12 protein-coding genes, 1 tRNA gene and 1 pseudogene are annotated in these 15004 nt (G+C 59.2%); 10 read left to right on the top strand and 4 right to left on the bottom strand.

All coding sequences use genetic code 11. The features are described 5' to 3' along the window. Positions 1-31 precede the first annotated feature (31 nt). The gene (locus tag HMPREF2993_RS06230) at positions 32-4984 is read right to left on the bottom strand and encodes an Lhr family ATP-dependent helicase (protein ID WP_070701546.1); all 4953 of its coding nucleotides are present in this window, start codon (positions 4982-4984) and stop codon (positions 32-34) included. Positions 4985-5018: 34 nt separating this feature from the next. On the opposite strand from HMPREF2993_RS06230, the gene HMPREF2993_RS06225 reads away from it, so the two are divergent. From HMPREF2993_RS06225 to HMPREF2993_RS06205, 5 genes are all read left to right on the top strand, one after another. Continuing rightward, on the top strand, positions 5019-5777 hold the full coding sequence (locus HMPREF2993_RS06225) for a 3'(2'),5'-bisphosphate nucleotidase CysQ (RefSeq protein WP_210384594.1): 759 nt from the start codon (positions 5019-5021) through the stop codon (positions 5775-5777). A 35-nt stretch (positions 5778-5812) separates the two neighbouring features. After that, a complete protein-coding gene (locus tag HMPREF2993_RS06220) occupies positions 5813-6619 on the top strand; it encodes a thymidylate synthase (RefSeq protein ID WP_070597462.1) in 807 nt (268 codons plus the stop codon). Next, on the top strand, positions 6619-7164 hold the full coding sequence (locus tag HMPREF2993_RS06215) for a dihydrofolate reductase (RefSeq protein ID WP_070701544.1): 546 nt from the start codon (positions 6619-6621) through the stop codon (positions 7162-7164). Before HMPREF2993_RS06220 ends, HMPREF2993_RS06215 begins: the two co-directional genes overlap by 1 nt. Continuing rightward, a complete protein-coding gene (locus HMPREF2993_RS06210; protein ID WP_010187687.1) occupies positions 7164-7457 on the top strand; it encodes a mycoredoxin in 294 nt (97 codons plus the stop codon). The genes HMPREF2993_RS06215 and HMPREF2993_RS06210 overlap by 1 nt, the downstream gene beginning before the upstream one ends. Positions 7458-7528: 71 nt before the next feature. Continuing rightward, positions 7529-7601: transfer RNA gene (locus tag HMPREF2993_RS06205), tRNA-Arg, on the top strand. A 21-nt stretch (positions 7602-7622) separates the two neighbouring features. Here HMPREF2993_RS06205 and HMPREF2993_RS13155 read toward each other — a convergent pair. Next, positions 7623-7900: pseudogene (locus tag HMPREF2993_RS13155) on the bottom strand (IS481 family transposase); the annotation flags it as partial. A gap of 140 nt (positions 7901-8040) precedes the next feature. Here HMPREF2993_RS13155 and HMPREF2993_RS06195 point away from each other — a divergent pair. The 5 genes from HMPREF2993_RS06195 to HMPREF2993_RS06175 are packed head-to-tail and all read left to right on the top strand — an operon-like array spanning position 8041 to position 14385. Continuing rightward, on the top strand, positions 8041-8676 hold the full coding sequence (locus HMPREF2993_RS06195; protein WP_012714931.1) for an MptD family putative ECF transporter S component: 636 nt from the start codon (positions 8041-8043) through the stop codon (positions 8674-8676). Further along, complete coding sequence (locus tag HMPREF2993_RS06190) at positions 8673-9398, top strand: energy-coupling factor transporter transmembrane component T family protein (protein ID WP_070529419.1); 726 nt, start codon at positions 8673-8675, stop codon at positions 9396-9398. The genes HMPREF2993_RS06195 and HMPREF2993_RS06190 overlap by 4 nt, the downstream gene beginning before the upstream one ends. Then, complete coding sequence (locus HMPREF2993_RS06185; RefSeq protein ID WP_070701542.1) at positions 9395-10864, top strand: ABC transporter ATP-binding protein; 1470 nt, start codon at positions 9395-9397, stop codon at positions 10862-10864. Before HMPREF2993_RS06190 ends, HMPREF2993_RS06185 begins: the two co-directional genes overlap by 4 nt. A 7-nt stretch (positions 10865-10871) precedes the next feature. Next, positions 10872-12620, top strand: coding sequence for an ABC transporter ATP-binding protein (locus HMPREF2993_RS06180; RefSeq protein WP_070701540.1), 1749 nt, complete (start codon positions 10872-10874; stop codon positions 12618-12620). After that, a complete protein-coding gene (locus HMPREF2993_RS06175; protein WP_070701538.1) occupies positions 12613-14385 on the top strand; it encodes an ABC transporter ATP-binding protein in 1773 nt (590 codons plus the stop codon). The genes HMPREF2993_RS06180 and HMPREF2993_RS06175 overlap by 8 nt, the downstream gene beginning before the upstream one ends. On the opposite strand, the gene HMPREF2993_RS06170 is transcribed toward HMPREF2993_RS06175, so the two are convergent. After that, positions 14366-14578 (bottom strand): hypothetical protein, encoded by a 213-nt coding sequence (locus HMPREF2993_RS06170; protein ID WP_070701537.1) that lies wholly within the window; start codon positions 14576-14578, stop codon positions 14366-14368. The two genes, HMPREF2993_RS06175 and HMPREF2993_RS06170, sit on opposite strands and share 20 nt — an antisense overlap. A gap of 133 nt (positions 14579-14711) precedes the next feature. Beyond that, positions 14712-15004, bottom strand: a 293-nt coding sequence (locus tag HMPREF2993_RS06165; RefSeq protein ID WP_141758264.1) for a transposase, incomplete at its 5' end; no start/stop codon positions are given.

Below are 15004 nucleotides of genomic sequence, written 5' to 3'. Positions count from 1 at the left end.
ATGCCCACACCCAAACGCTGAGGTTTAACATTCAGCGGCGTCGCCGACGCGGGCGAAAACCGCCTGGGCTTCCCGGTGCAGTCGATGGGCCACCAGACTCAGTGGAATCCTCCGGATCATCGAAGGACAGCTCCTCCATCGCCTCGACGGCGCGGCGCCCACCGCGACGTGCGGGACGGTAAGGTTCAGCGGAGCGCGTGGCTTCTCCAGATTTGCCGTGCTGTCCTGCACGGCCGGAAGAGGCGGTGTGGGCAGAGCCAGTAATCCGCACGCCCTTCGGGGTCAGTGCCGCGCCCAGTGCGCGCAGCTCACCGCCCAGCTTCGACTCGAAGATGGGCCGCCCGTTCGCTTTCTCAATGACCAGCTTGTTCAAGCGCCCGGCGGCCACCAGCTCGTTGAGGCCTGCAAGCACTGCGGCTAGTACCTCGGTGCGCTCGATTCCCTCGGGCAAAGCGTTGAAGAACGTAGTCAACGTCTTCCCGCCCCGGGTCAGGTGAGCCACCGGCAGTCCATCTATAAGCACCACTAAGGCACCCGCGGCGCGGGTGGGGCGGGCCGCAGATTCGCCGGCATCAGTAGGCGGCCAGGGCAGCGCCGCGCCGTAGGGGTTCGCGGGGTCGGTCGCGGCGAGGACATAGGTCTGCGGCTCGCGGGTTCCGGAGGGCCAACCGGTGACGTCCGGCGAATCATCCACCCCGCGCAGGCGGTCAATGACCGCGGGTGTGGAGAACTGCGCGGCACCCAGTCCTTCAATGACATAGCCGCGCATCGCCTTGCCGGATTCCTCGAAACCGGAGAGCACCTTATAGGCCAGGGCGAAACCTCCCAGGACGTCCTCGGCAACCACAGAGCCACGGGTAAGCACGCCGTAGCGGTCCAGCCAGGCCTCGCCGTGCGCGATGGAACGCGACGTTGCATCCGTCGCGGCGGGCACGGACAGCGACCACCGCCCCACCACGTCGGGCGCGGCCTGCGCACCAGATGCGTTGTGCGATTGTGCAAAGGAAGTGCGCCCCATGCGCAGTCGTGAGCGCGAAGGTCTGCGCCGCGCGCGATGCGCCGCACGCCCGGCGGGACCGCCTGCGGCAAGGTGGGCCCGGATAGGAGCGAAGGAATCAGGGCTGACCAAGCCTGCCTCCACCAGTCCCCAGAGGGCCTCGCGAACCTCCTCAGCGGTGCCGCTGAGCTGCGGTTGAATATCGGAGATGAGGTAACTGCCGCCGCCCTGTAAAGCCTCCAGCAGTTGGGTTTGCAGCATGGAAACACCAGCCTCCTCGGCGGAGACCTGCAGGGCGAGCTGCGCGGCATAGTCCGCCGGCAACAGCATGATCCAGGGGTCATTGGAGCCAGCCTTGCCCGCGCCGAGGATGAGGACCTCGCCGCTGGCGGTGAGCTCATCGAGCATCGTCGGCGAATAGTCCCCCACTCGCGCAGGCAGGATGAGGCTCTCCCAGGCAGAGGCCGGCAGGCGCACGCCGGCCAGCTGCTCAATGACGGCAAAGACGCCGTCCACCCCGCGCAGCACAGGGCGCCGACCCACGGGGGCCACCTGCTGCCAGTCCGGGAGGAAGCGCGCGAAGGCCGCAGGCGAGACCGGCTGCGTGGCCGCCCGGGCTGCCGCCAGCGAGCGCGAGCGGATGACCTTGAGAACTTCAGCCGCGCAGTATTCCTGCTCCTCCACGCCTTGCCGGTAGTGCCCCGCCAGGATGGAGTCCAGACCGTTGAGCGTCGAGTGCGCCACCGCAGCCGAGAGGCCAAAGGCCTCCTGCACATCGCGCGCCACAAACGGCCCGCGCGTGCGCGCCCAGCGGCTGACCAGCTGATCGACGGCATCGGTAATCGTGGCCTGCTGTGCAGGAATACCGGGCGGGACGGGGATTCCCAGGCCGTCGCGAAGCAACGGCGCATCGAGCGCTTGCGCCACGTGCTCGCGGCCGTTGATGCGCACCCGCATGATCCGCGCACCGAGCGCATCGAGTGCGCTGGGTGGCACCGTGGCGTGCGCGCCGAATTCCTCGATCGGGATGGGGCCGAGCACGCGCAGCAGGTCCGCGACCTCCTCAGTGGTGCGCGCCTGGCGTTCCGGAGTGGTGCGCTGCAGCTGGGCGTGGACTTCGGCGATGATGGAGCCGTCGAGAAGCTCGCGCAGCTCCACCGTGCCCAACAGCTTCGCCAACAGCGCCGAGTCCAATGCCAAGGCCGCTGCGCGCTTTTCCGCTAGGGGCGAGTCCCCCTCGTACATGAACGCGCCGGTGTAGTTGAACAACAGCGAGGACGCGAAAGGCGAAGGCTGCTCCGTGGTGACCTCCGCGATGCGAATGCGGCGGTGCGCCAGCTCCCGCATGACCTCCGTGAGCGCCGGCAGGTCATAGACATCCTGCACGCACTCGCGCACGGTCTCCAGGATGATGGGGAAAGAGGGGTAGTTGCGGGCGACGTCGAGAAGCTGCTCCGCGCGCTGGCGCTGCTGCCACAAGGGCGCGCGCTTGCCCGGGTTACGCCGCGGCAGAAGCAGCGCTCGCGCCGCGCACTCCCGGAAACGAGAAGCAAAGAGCGCGGAGTTTCCCACCTGCTCGGTGACGATGTCGGCGATCTCATCGGCGTCGAAAAGAAACAGCGCGGCATCCGGGTCCGCCTCACCCTGCGGCAGGCGCAGCACGATGCCGTCATCGCCCGCCACGGCCTGGGCGTCCATACCGGTGCGCTCCGCCACGCGCTGGCCCACCGCCAGCGCCCACGCCGCATTCACCGGCCTGCCAAACGGGGTGTGCAGCAGCACGCGCCAATCCCCCAGCTCATCCGTGAATCGCTCTAGCAGCAGCGTCTTCTCATCCGGGATGAGCCCGGTGGCCTCGTTCTGCTCGTGCAGGTAGGCGGCGATGTTGCGCCGCGCGTTCTCATCGGCGCCGCGCACCACGGAGGGGTCCGAAAATGCTTCACGCCGGAATGCCCCCAGCGCCTTACCCAGCTCATAGGGCCGCCCCGCGGAGTCACCGTTCCAGAAAGGCAAACGCCCCGTGTGCCCCGGCGCGGGTGTCACCAGCACCTGGTCGCGCGTAATCTCCTCCACGCGCCAGCTCGTCGCGCCGAGGGTGAAGATATCCCCCACCCGGGTTTCATAAACCATTTCCTCATCGAGCTCACCCACGCGGCGCGGCGCGGAACCGGCCTCACCAGTTCCCACTAGGAACACCCCGAACATGCCGCGGTCCGGGATGGTGCCGCCGTTGGTCACCGCCACGCGCTGCGCGCCGGGGCGCGGGGTGAGCACGCCCGTCACGCGGTCATAGACCACCCGGGGTTTCAGCTCCGCAAAATCCGTCGAGGGATACACACCACTGACCAGGTCCAGCACGGAGTCGAAGACCTCGCGCGCCAGGTCCTTATAGGGCCAGGCGCGGCGCACGGTTTCGTACCAAGCGTCGGCCTCGAGTCCCTCACTCGTGCCCGCGCTTGCCGACGCCACCACCGCCGCCACCGTCTGCTGTGCCAAGACATCCAACGGGTTGCGCGGGGAATGCTTTTCCTCGATGAGGCCCTCCTCCATGCGGGCGACGGTGAGTGCTGATTGCACGAGGTCCGCGCGATGTTTGGGGTAGAAGGAGCCGTGCGACACCGCGCCGACCGAGTGCCCGGCGCGGCCCACGCGCTGCAGACCGGAGGCCACCGAGGGTGGGGATTCCACCTGCACCACCAGCTCCACCGCGCCCATGTCAATGCCCAGCTCCAGGGAGCTCGTGGCCACCACGGCTTTGAGCGTGCCTTCCTTGAGCATCGTCTCCGTCAGCGCGCGCTCGTCCTTGGACACCGAACCGTGGTGCGCGCGAGCAATAACGGCAGGTGCCTTCCCGGCGACGTCCACCTGCTTCATCAGCTGGGCCGGGTCGCGCCGGGTGGTTGGGCTCAAGGATTCCGGATCGTGCTCCTGGGCATAAAGCTCGTTGAGCCGGCTAGTAAGCCGCTCGGCGGTGCGACGCGAGTTGACGAAGACAAGGGTGGAGCGCTGCTCCATAATTTCGGCGTACAGCTCTTCTTCGATGAAGGGCCAGATGGACTTCGCCGTGGGCAGGGCGGAGTCTCCTACCCCGCCGTGTGTGTCCGTTTCCCCACGCTGCGCCTGCACGCGCAGGGCGTCTTGGGGGCCTTGGGTGATGCCCAGGGGGTCGTCGACAGTCGCCTCCCCGATGGGGGATCCCTGCTCCGGGGTGGGCAGGTCCGACATGTCCTCGACCGGCACGTGGACGTCGAGCTGCCAGCGCTTCTTGGCGGGTGGTGCGATGATGTCGACGGGACGGTCGCCTCCCAAGAAGTTCGCGACAGCACTCAGCGGCCGCACCGTGGCCGACAGCCCGATGCGCTGGAACTCCCCGGCGATAAGCCCGAGGCGCTCCAAAGTCAGAGCTAGGTGCACGCCGCGCTTGGTGCCGGCTAGGGCGTGGATCTCATCGATGATGACGGTATCCACGGTCTTCAGAATCCCCGCCGCCTTGGAGGTGAGCATCAAGTAGGCCGATTCCGGCGTGGTGATAAGGATGTCTGGCGGCTTGCGTACCTGGCGGGCGCGCTCTGCCTGCGGGGTATCCCCTGAGCGCACGCCGACGGTAATATCCGGCACCTCCAGGCCCAGCCGCTCGGCGGTGCGGGCAATGCCGTTGAGCGGGGCACGCAGATTATTCTCAACGTCCACGCCCAAAGCCTTGAGCGGTGAGATATACAGCACTCTCACGCCATCATGAGCTCCCTCGCGGGAGGGTTCATTGCTCAGCGGCAGCGCGGTCTGGCCTTCGCGCTCCACCAGGGAATTCAAGGCCCACAGGAAAGCCGCGAGCGTCTTACCGGAGCCAGTTGGCGCTACAACCAGTGCATTCGCGCCGCCGGAAATCGCCTCCCACGCCTGCTCTTGGACCGGGGTGGGGGCGGCGAAAACGTCCTGGAACCAACCGGCCACCTGCGGGCGGAACTTCGCCAGAACGTTTTTAGACATGCCCTACTGTATCGCGCGCGCTAATCTGGTCACTATGACCGTTGAGATTTCTGATTCCCGTCTAACCAACTCCCTCGCCGATGGCTGCGGCGAAATCCTCAAAGGCGTGCGCAACGGTGGCCTGCTGCGCGGCTTGGCGCTGGGTGATGCCGGCGATGAAGCCGCTCAGGAGTGGATCTCCCGCGTCCTTGAGCAGCACCGTCCCAAGGACGGCGTCCTGTCGGAAGAGGCTGCCGATGACTTGAGCCGTTTGAAGAAGGACCGCGTGTGGATCATTGACCCGCTCGACGGCACGAAGGAGTTCGCTACCGGCCGCCAGGACTGGGCCGTCCACATCGCGCTGGTAGAAAACGGCACCCCCATCCACGCGGCCGTCGGCATGCCGGACATGGGCGTGACTTTTAAGTCCTCCGATGTGCGCGCGGTAACGGGCCCGCTGTCAAAGAAGTTCGTGGTCTCCCGCAACCGTCCGCCGAAGGTGGCGGATTACATCGCGGAGAAGATGAGCTTTGAGACCGTCGGCGTGGGCTCCGCGGGTGCGAAGGCCATCCACGTGCTCTTGGGTGACTATGACGGCTACATCCATGCCGGCGGCCAGTACGAGTGGGACCAGGCCGCCCCGGTGGGCGTGGCTTTGGCCGCGGGCCTGCACTGCTCGCGCCTGGATGGCTCCCCGATCAAATTCAACAATGAGGACACCTTCATCCCGGATCTTTTGATCTGCCGCCCGGAGCTGGCAGAGGAGATTCTGGAACACGCCGCCGCCTACGCGGAGGCCAACGGCGGGTACTAACCCCACGCGCGTGGCACGGGCGCAAGAGCGCTATCATGGCGACCATGATTGAGACTCCGTACGAGGACCTCCTGCGCCGCGTCCTGGAAGAAGGCGCTCCCAAAGGCGACCGCACTGGCACCGGCACCCTCTCCCTGTTCGGTGCCCAGCTTCGCTATAACCTGGCGGAGTCTTTTCCCCTGCTGACCACCAAGAAGGTCTACTTCCACGGCGTGATTGGTGAGCTGCTGTGGTTCCTGCGCGGTGACTCCAACGTGAAGTGGTTGCAGGAGAACAAGGTCCGCATCTGGAATGAGTGGGCCGATGAGGACGGTGAGCTAGGCCCCGTCTACGGCGTGCAATGGCGCTCCTGGCCCACGCCGGATGGCCAGCACATCGACCAAATCCAGGTCGCCCTGGACACGCTCAAGAACAACCCGGACTCGCGCCGCAACTTGGTCTCCGCGTGGAACGTTTCTGAGTTGGACAAGATGGCGCTCATGCCCTGCCACCTGCTGTTCCAGCTCTACGTCGCTGACGGGAAACTCTCCATGCAGGTCTACCAGCGCTCAGCCGACATGTTCCTCGGTGTCCCCTTCAACTTAGCCTCCTACGCGGCGCTGACTCACATGTTTGCGCAGCAAGCAGGCCTTGAGGTGGGCGAGCTCATCTGGACCGGCGGGGATTGCCACATCTACAACGACCATATTGAGCAGGTTAAGGAACAGCTCTCCCGCGAGCCGCGCGAGTACCCGCAGCTCAAGCTCCACAAGGCTGAGAGCCTCTTTGACTATGACTTCGATGATTTTGAGGTCATCGGCTACGACCCCCACCCCACCATCAAGGCGCAGGTGTCCGTTTAATGCTGGGCGCAATCTGGGCTCAGTCCCTCGACGGGGTCATTGGTGACGGCGTGGTCATGCCCTGGCACGTGCCGGAGGACCTGAAGCACTTCAAGGAAGTGACCATGGGCGCGCCCGTCATCATGGGCCGCAAGACGTGGGCGTCCCTCAACCCCAAGTTCCGCCCGCTGCCGGGCCGGGAGAACATCGTGCTGTCCAGCCATGAACCCGGCGAGTGGTCCGCGGGTGCCACCGTGGTGGATAACCTCGACGCGGCACTCGACGCCACGCTTGACGACGCCTGGATCATCGGCGGCGGCCAGCTTTATAGCTCCGCCCTCGACCGCGTGGATACAATCGAGCTCACCCTCATGGGCGTGCAGGTGGGCGATGCCTACGGAGCAGATGCCGTCCTGGCCCCGCAAGTGCCGGAGGAATTCAGCCTATCTGCCGATACCGACTGGCTCACCTCCGAATCTGGCCACCTCACCATCCCCGGGCAGCCGCCGAGTGAGCTGCCCATGAAATACCGTTTCCTCACCTACGACAGAAAGGCTGCTGCTTAATGAGCACCAACGTTGCCACTCCCGAAACCACTGAGCACGTCACCATCTTCTTCGCCGATTGGTGCCCGTTCTGTGCCAAGCTGATCAAAAACCTGGACCGCACCGAAACCCCATACGAGCTCGTCAACGTCGAAGCGGATTCCCCCGACACCGCCGACATCAACGCCTGGATCGAGTCCGTCAACGACGGCAACCGCATCGTGCCCACCGTCCTCTACTCCGACGGCACCCACGCCACCAACCCTTCCGCCAGCGAGGTCCGCGCCAAGTACGCGGAGCTGGCCGGCGAATAAACGAAAGGCGACGCATTTAACGCCGCCCCACGCGGGGCTGCTAGTCTTACCTAGGTGCGCAACGCACCCCCGCCCCAGTAGCTCAGGGGATAGAGCACGGCTCTCCTAAAGCCGGTGTCGGAAGTTCGAATCTTCTCTGGGGCACGCTGTGAAGTCTCGAGACATCGTTCCGGTCGGTGTCTCGAGATTTTTTAGTTGCCCCGACTGGGGTTGAGTTCGTTGTCTTTCTAGTTGTAGTAGATCTTTTCTTCGGTGAGTGTGTAGGCGGCGATTTGTGCCCCAGTGATGGCTATTTTGACGTCGACGTGGTTGTCGATGCAGACCATGGTGATTGGTTCCCCGCCCCATCTGCGTCCGATGTAGAGGCGGCGTAGTTTGCCTCCCCATCGCAGGGTTGTCTTGCCGTTGGTGCCGATTTTGTCGGTACTTAGTCGGTAGTCGTGGTCTGGTTTGATGTCTACTTATCTGCATTCACCCCCATTAAGGGTGAATCTTCAGATCAAAACTTGAAATGTTTTATAAACAGTATTACCTAACTTAGGTAAGCCTTACCTTTCCTGCTGTTCATAAATCGAGGTTTACTATGACCCAACAGTCCTCTACGCCCGCACGGAGTGCAAGCTCATCCAGTGGGTCGACGGCACGTTTAAACACCAGAGATCTCATCAACGCTGGCATCTTTGCTGCACTTTACTTTGTAATCACCTTTGTAAGCGGAATGATTGGATTCGCAGGACCACAATTCATGTTTATTGGATGGTTCATCGCGGCAATCGCAAACGGAATCGTGCTAGCGCTTTATGCCGCCCGCACGCCCAAAATGGGTGCTTTCACCCTCGTCGGTGGTATTAACGGACTAGCATTCATGCTCACCGGACACTACTTCTGGACCCTGCTGGGAAGCATAATTCTAGGGTTTATCGCGGATTTGATTATTACAAAAAGCCACCTCAGTATTGCCAAATCCTTCCCTATTGCCTACAGCGTCTTCTGTGTCTGGATTTCTATGCCTTTTATCCCGCTAATTCTGGATACGGACTCCTACTACGTCGATATCGCAGACCAAATGGGTCAAGAATATGCCGATGCCATGTCGGATATCTTCCAGCCATGGACCATTGGAGTACTGGCCATTTGTGCGCTCATCGTCGGCTTTATCGGAGGAAAGGTCGGAGTTCGCGTCAGCCGCAAACACTTTGAAAGCGCTGGTCTCCTGTGAGCCTGCCAAAACAGGGCGTGCTTCATCGATCTTCGATCGATCCACGGACCGTGCTGCTTTCTGTTCTAGTAATCAATGCGGTAGCTCTCAGCCACGGCCACCTACCGACACTGCTGATTTCTATCGCTTTCAGCTCCATCGCACTAGCTACAGTAAAGCCACACTATGGTCTTATTTGCCTGTTCGCTTTTGCATTATCCTATCTAGGGTACTGGGGCCTATTACAGCTTCCTGGCTCCACATTTTTCGCTTTTTCAGCGGCAATTTTTTCGTGGCTAAGCCGTTTTGTCATCAGCATGTCCATCGGCACATTCGGCTTGCTCACTCTCACACCATCCACGTTGACCTCAGCACTGCGGGACCTGCGTTTACCAGGCTGGGCCACCATTCCACCGGCGGTATTCCTGCGCGTTTTGCCGATCATCGTGGCAGAAGCCAAAGCCATCCGCGATGCCATGGTCCTTCGGGGTCTCCAGCCTGGAGTAAAAAGCTGGATCACACAGCCCACACAATCGTCCGCGATGTTGATCATCCCCTTATTAGGTGCCGTCGTCCGCGCTGGTGATGAGCTCGCTGCCTCTGCTCTTGTCCGGGGATTGGGAGGACCCGCACGCCCAACCACCACCGCCGATCTTTCCTTCAAGCTTGTCGATGCAACTGCACTAGCTGGGTTGGGCCTCGTTGTTGCCTCTGTCTGGCTTCCCACGGAGGTCCACTTATGAACGAACGCAGTATCGCAACCAGTGTAGACGCCCACAACGTTTCTTTTACATATCCATTGGGAGCTCGGCCAGGTACTCAAGGTGTATCTGATGTGTCTTTTTCTGTCTCTCCAGGACAGTGTCTACTGATTACCGGTGATTCCGGATCGGGAAAGTCCACGGTACTCAAGTTGATCAACGGACTCATCCCCCATTTCAATCCAGGAGAGCTACTAGGCACCATCACTATTATAAAGGATGACCAGGCTTTTACCCCTGCGGAAGAACCGCTGTCCCGAGCCATCGAGTTCAGCGCCTCAGTATTCCAGAATCCAAGGACACAATTTTTCACTGAAAGCGTCAATGCAGAATTGGCCTTCGGGCTAGAAAACCTTGGTGTAGATCCCAAAGAAATTGAGTCGAGGATTCAATCAGCGGTCGAGCTACTAGGCATTAACGATCTTCGGGGCCGGCGATTCAAAGAATTATCCGGTGGGCAGTTACAAACCGTGGCATGCGCATGCGCGCTTGTGTCCCCGGGCAGTCTCGTGCTTCTCGATGAACCCACGTCCAATCTCTCTATGGAAAGCATCGATATTCTTGCACGCGTGCTACACCGCTTGAAGGAATTAGGCACAACGATCATTATCGCTGATCACCGTCTCTTTTTCTTAAAAGATATCGCTGACCAAGTTATTTACTTGACTCAGGGAAAAATAACGCGGAGTTTCCGCGCTCAGGAGTTTTATGCCTTAGACGAACCCGAACGCAAACAATTGGGGCTACGCAGCTTACACCATGTTCCCCTGCCCGCGAGCGTGCCGGTACCACCCACGCTCGAAAACGCCGATCCCCAGCGGAGCGGACTCGAGCTAAGCAACATCTGTTTTTCTTATGGCGCACATGAGGTATTAAACATTGACCACGCATTTTTCCCCAGCGGCGAAGTCACCGCCTTAATCGGGCCCAACGGCGCTGGAAAAACCACCCTCGCCAGGATCATTTGTGGTCTTGCTTCTCCCAAACGCGGCGGTAGTCTCCGTTTGAACAGCAAACGAGTAGGAGCGGCTGCCCGCAGACGTGCCGCGTATATGGTGATGCAAGATGTTGGCCGCCAATTATTCGCAGCCACCACCGAAGAAGAAGTCACGCTCGGACTGGCAAAGAAGAAGCGGGACCACATCGATGTCAATGAGATTCTCCATCGCCTCGATCTGGCAGGAATGGCCCAACGGCATCCGCAGTCTCTGTCCGGTGGGCAACGGCAACGCTTAGCCATAGCTTCAGCCCAAGCCAAGCAAGCAGCGATCTACATCTTCGATGAACCTACCTCTGGCGTGGGCTGGCGCCAACTGCAATCCATCTCTGCGCTCCTTCGATCTCTTGCAGCAAGCGGAGCAGTGGTCATCGTCATCACCCATGACCACGAATTCATCCAAGAATCAGTCACCAGAATCATCGATATGACTGACATCAACAAGAATTGAGAAAGAAATGTCTGAACTAAAACAAAGTTCCACAGAATCAAGCGGAACCCACGCACCAGAATCACACGGTGCGTCACCGGAAGAAGAGGCTCGCGCAAAACAAAAAGCCGGCCAGGTCGCTCTAAAAAAACTACTGGCCCCAGTGCAAACAACCATCTACTTCGCACAGTTTCTCGCGCTTATATCCTCGGTACTCGCCGTAGCACCCTACGTCGCGTTGGTGGCACTGGGAAATGCTCTAATCGACGGCAATACTGATGACGTCGCGTCCATTGTGAAATGGCTACTTGCTGCATTTTTGGGCCAGCTATTCTTCTATTTCCTTGCCCTTGTAATCACCCACTTCGCTGATGCAAAGCTGGTGGGGATTAACCGGCGCCGAATTATTACCGCTATTGCGAAAGCACCACTCTCGTGGTTTAGCCAGACTAATTCCGGCAAAGTCCGCAAAGCCGTCGAGGACGATACGTTAACTCTGCACACCCTGACAGCCCACGCTCCTGTAGAGAAGGTCGCCGCGATCTTTACGCCCCTCGCGCTTCTGGTTTATGCCTTTATCTTGGATTGGCGCCTTGGTCTACTTTCTATTGCCACTGTGCCCATTTTCCTAGCAATCCAAGCATATTCAATGAAAGATATGGGCACAAAAACTGCGGAACTGGATAATTATCTGGGTGAGGTCTCTGCGACTGCGGTGGAGTTCTCCGAAGGTATTTCCGTCGTCAAGGCTTTCGGCACCGTTGGCAAAGCCCACGCTCGATATCGCGAAGCTGCCCAAAAATTCGCGGAATTCTATTACGAGTGGCTACGTCCGCTTCTGCGTGTTTCCGCAATCTCAGAGTCTGTGGTGGCGGTTCCTGTACTCATCCTTATCAATCTAGGAGTCGGTTCCCTGCTGATAGCTGGTGGCTATGTCACGGTCGCTGAAGTCATCGCAACAACGTTAATTGCGCTGGTGCTCCCGGGCACGATTCAAACCGTCGGCCAAATGATGTGGTCTTACCAGCTCGCTGGCAATGCGGCGTTGCGCCTTGATGAAGTCATGACAATTTCCCATGTGAAAGAAGGCCAAAAGAGCCTCGATGCCAGTAGTCAAGACATGGAGGTGGAGTTCCATAAGGTCAGCTTTAGCTACGCCCCAGACACACCAGTCCTCCAAGACTTTTCTGCGCAACTAAATGCAGGCACTGTCACGGCATTGATTGGCCCCTCCGGGTCTGGCAAATCCACAGCAGCAACGATGCTGGCGCGTTTCCAGGATCCAGATTCGGGCACAATCACTATCAACAACGTGGATATCCGTGATCTCACTTTCGACAGTTTGTACCGCATTGTGGCTTTCGTCTTACAAGACCCTCACTTACTGCGTATGAGTATTCGGGAAAACATTCGCCTTGCACGCCCAGAAGCCCGCGATGAAGAGATCTGGCAAGCCGCAGAGGCTGCGCACATAGCTGCTGATATTCGCGCTTTACCGGCTGGGCTCGACACCGTTGTTGGTGAGGACACCTCTTTATCCGGTGGACAACAGCAACGCATTTCTATTGCCCGGGCAATTATTACCAATGCCCCAATCTTGATCCTGGATGAAGCTACTGCGGCAACTGATCCTGACTGCGAAGCAGAAATTCAAGCAGCTCTAGCCACACTCGTCAGAGGCAAGACCGTCTTAGTCATCGCCCACAAGCCGGAGTCCATCCAAGGAGCAGACCAAATAATCTGCCTCAAGCCTATGAAGGATAATTCTCATGTCTAATGCCACTACGCCTGCTAGTTCGCGTCTTCGTGATCCGCTACTCACTCGCAGTGTCAAAAAGCTGCAAAGTCCTGTAGGCCATAAGCTCAATAAAAGGTATGCTTGTCTATCGCTTATCGTTGGCGTGCTTGATGGCCTCGCCGTTCTCACGCTCGTGCCACTTACAAAGGCACTCGATGGGGATACGACGATCGCACCATGGATGTGGACGCTTTTGGCAATTGCGCTCGTAGCTTTTGCGCTACGATTTTTCGCAACCATGGCCTCTTACCACACGGCCTTGGATTTCATCCGAGCCGCGCACACGACTGTGGGCGATAAATTAGCAACGCTACCGCTCGGCTGGTTCGTACCGGCTAATACCGGCGGCCTATCTCGCCTCGTTTCAGATCGCTTTATGGTGGCGGCCGAGACCATTGCGCATATTCAAGGAACGATATACCGCGATAGCGCGGCACTTGTCACCTTGTTAGTAGGAGCGTGTTTCTGGAACCCGAAGCTGGGCTTGGTCCTTCTTATCATCGCACCATTGGCGCTCGTGGTGATGCAGTTGGCTGCATGGATTCGTGAGAAAGCATCGAACCGCGCACTGGGGCCGAGTAAAGAGCTCTCCCAGCGCATCGTAGAATTTGCTAACCGTCAACCAGCCCTGCGCGCGGCAGGACAATCACAAGTTTTTGCGCCACTAGAGCAAGCGCTAGAAATCGACCATAAAGCACGAATACGCGAGCTATGGGTATCCACATTAGCTTTGCTACTCAACGGCATAGTAGTGCAGATCTTCATTGTGGCTCTCATTATGGTCTCCGCGGATCTTGCCGTTGAAGGCGCCCTATCGCCACTAGAAACAATTGCGATCATCGGAATCAGCTTGAGGTTTACCCGCACGCTTGAGCAGCTGGGTTCTTCTTTCGTCGGTTTAGATGCCGGCCGTATCGCGCTTGCAGAAACTGAGCTCATCACCGATGCTCCTTCCCTGCCAGAACCCACTACTCCGCGCCTAGGCGATGGTTCGGGAAATGTAGAGCTGCTTAATGTCACGTTTGGATACGGCGATACACCAGTATTGGTAGATGTCACTTTCCATGCTCGACCAGGCACCGTTACCGCCATTGTCGGTCCTTCTGGCTCCGGAAAGACCACAATTGCGCGCCTTATTTCGCGATTCTGGGATGTAGATTCCGGGGCGGTGATGGTTGACGGCGTAGATATCCGCGAGCTTGGAACCGAACAGTTAATGTCCAGGCTGTCCATGGTCTTTCAGGACGTTTACCTCTTCGACGACTCGTTAATCGCTAATATCCGCGTTGGTCGTCCCGACGCCTCCGATGAGGAAGTCTTCCGCGCAGCTGATCTTTCAGGCGTGACTTCTATTGCCAACCGCCTAGGGTGGCATACTCCTGTTGGTGAAGGCGGTCGGCTTCTATCCGGTGGTGAACGCCAGCGCGTATCTGTAGCTCGCGCGCTTCTCAAGCAAGCGCCGATTGTACTCTTTGATGAGGCTACCTCCGCACTCGATGCAGAAAATGAGGCAAACATTCTTGCTGCGATGGACGAGCTACGGGAGCAATCTACTTTTATTGTCATCGCCCATAAGCTGGATACAATCAAATCTGCTGATCAAATCGTAGTCTTGGATGAACACGGGCAAGTCAGCCAGCTGGGCACGCATTCTGAGCTTTCCGATGTCCCCGGTATCTACCGTCACTTCTGGCAGCAACGCAAAGCAGCACGCGGGTGGAAAATCAGTTCGGGACGCGATTAACGCGGGCACCGAGATCGGCGTTGTTTGCGGGGGCACCCTTCTCCCCCGCAGCACGGAGCACCCTAAGTGCACCGACAAAGCTCAGAGCGAAGAATGCGGTAGCGGCTACGAGCGACCACTGCGCGGCGTTGGCCATGCCTTCGCCAGTTTGTTGTTCATGATCGTTCTCCTTAATCTTCAGTTCCTTGCGCACGGGCAAGCACATGCTGCCCTAGCGATTTCAGGCCCACGAAGCACTGTGAAGCCGAATCAGTCAAGCGACCTTTCTAACAAATAGAGGCCGCTGCGAAACGTGCCAACACAATAGAAAACCGGCCCTTCCGGTTTTAGAGTGCGTTGATTTTCTCCTGCAGTTGTCCAGAGTGGATCAGGCATCGCAAGATGTAGTGGTTGAGGTTTTTAAATCCTAGGGCGATGCCGCGTAGGTGTTCGAGTCTGCCGTTGATTGCCTCGACGGGGCCGTTGGATGCACCGATATCAAAGTAGGCGAGCACATCTTTGCGTCGACGCCACAGGGTGCGCCCCAGTTGGGCGAGCTCTTCTAAACCTTTCGGTAATCCTTTACGCAGCGTATGGATGATGCGTTTCATGAGCTTTTTGCCTTCCGATTTCTTCGGAT

The sequence above is a fragment of the Corynebacterium sp. HMSC068G04 genome (assembly GCF_001814885.1).
GTDB lineage: Bacteria > Actinomycetota > Actinomycetes > Mycobacteriales > Mycobacteriaceae > Corynebacterium > Corynebacterium hiratae.
The sequence above is the reverse complement of the archived record's forward strand: the minus strand, read 5'-3'. Positions and strand labels throughout refer to the sequence as shown.

Excerpts from the sequence above, each read along its gene's own strand:
- HMPREF2993_RS06230 (WP_070701546.1), bottom strand. The coding sequence starts at position 4,984 with ATGTCTAAAAACGTTCTGGCGAAGTTCCGCCCGCAGGTGGCCGGTTGG.
- HMPREF2993_RS06225 (WP_210384594.1), top strand. The coding sequence starts at position 5,019 with ATGACCGTTGAGATTTCTGATTCCCGTCTAACCAACTCCCTCGCCGAT.
- HMPREF2993_RS06220 (WP_070597462.1), top strand. The coding sequence starts at position 5,813 with ATGGCGACCATGATTGAGACTCCGTACGAGGACCTCCTGCGCCGCGTC.
- HMPREF2993_RS06215 (WP_070701544.1), top strand. The coding sequence starts at position 6,619 with ATGCTGGGCGCAATCTGGGCTCAGTCCCTCGACGGGGTCATTGGTGAC.
- HMPREF2993_RS06210 (WP_010187687.1), top strand. The coding sequence starts at position 7,164 with ATGAGCACCAACGTTGCCACTCCCGAAACCACTGAGCACGTCACCATC.
- HMPREF2993_RS06195 (WP_012714931.1), top strand. The coding sequence starts at position 8,041 with ATGACCCAACAGTCCTCTACGCCCGCACGGAGTGCAAGCTCATCCAGT.
- HMPREF2993_RS06185 (WP_070701542.1), top strand. The coding sequence starts at position 9,395 with ATGAACGAACGCAGTATCGCAACCAGTGTAGACGCCCACAACGTTTCT.
- HMPREF2993_RS06180 (WP_070701540.1), top strand. The coding sequence starts at position 10,872 with ATGTCTGAACTAAAACAAAGTTCCACAGAATCAAGCGGAACCCACGCA.
- HMPREF2993_RS06175 (WP_070701538.1), top strand. The coding sequence starts at position 12,613 with ATGTCTAATGCCACTACGCCTGCTAGTTCGCGTCTTCGTGATCCGCTA.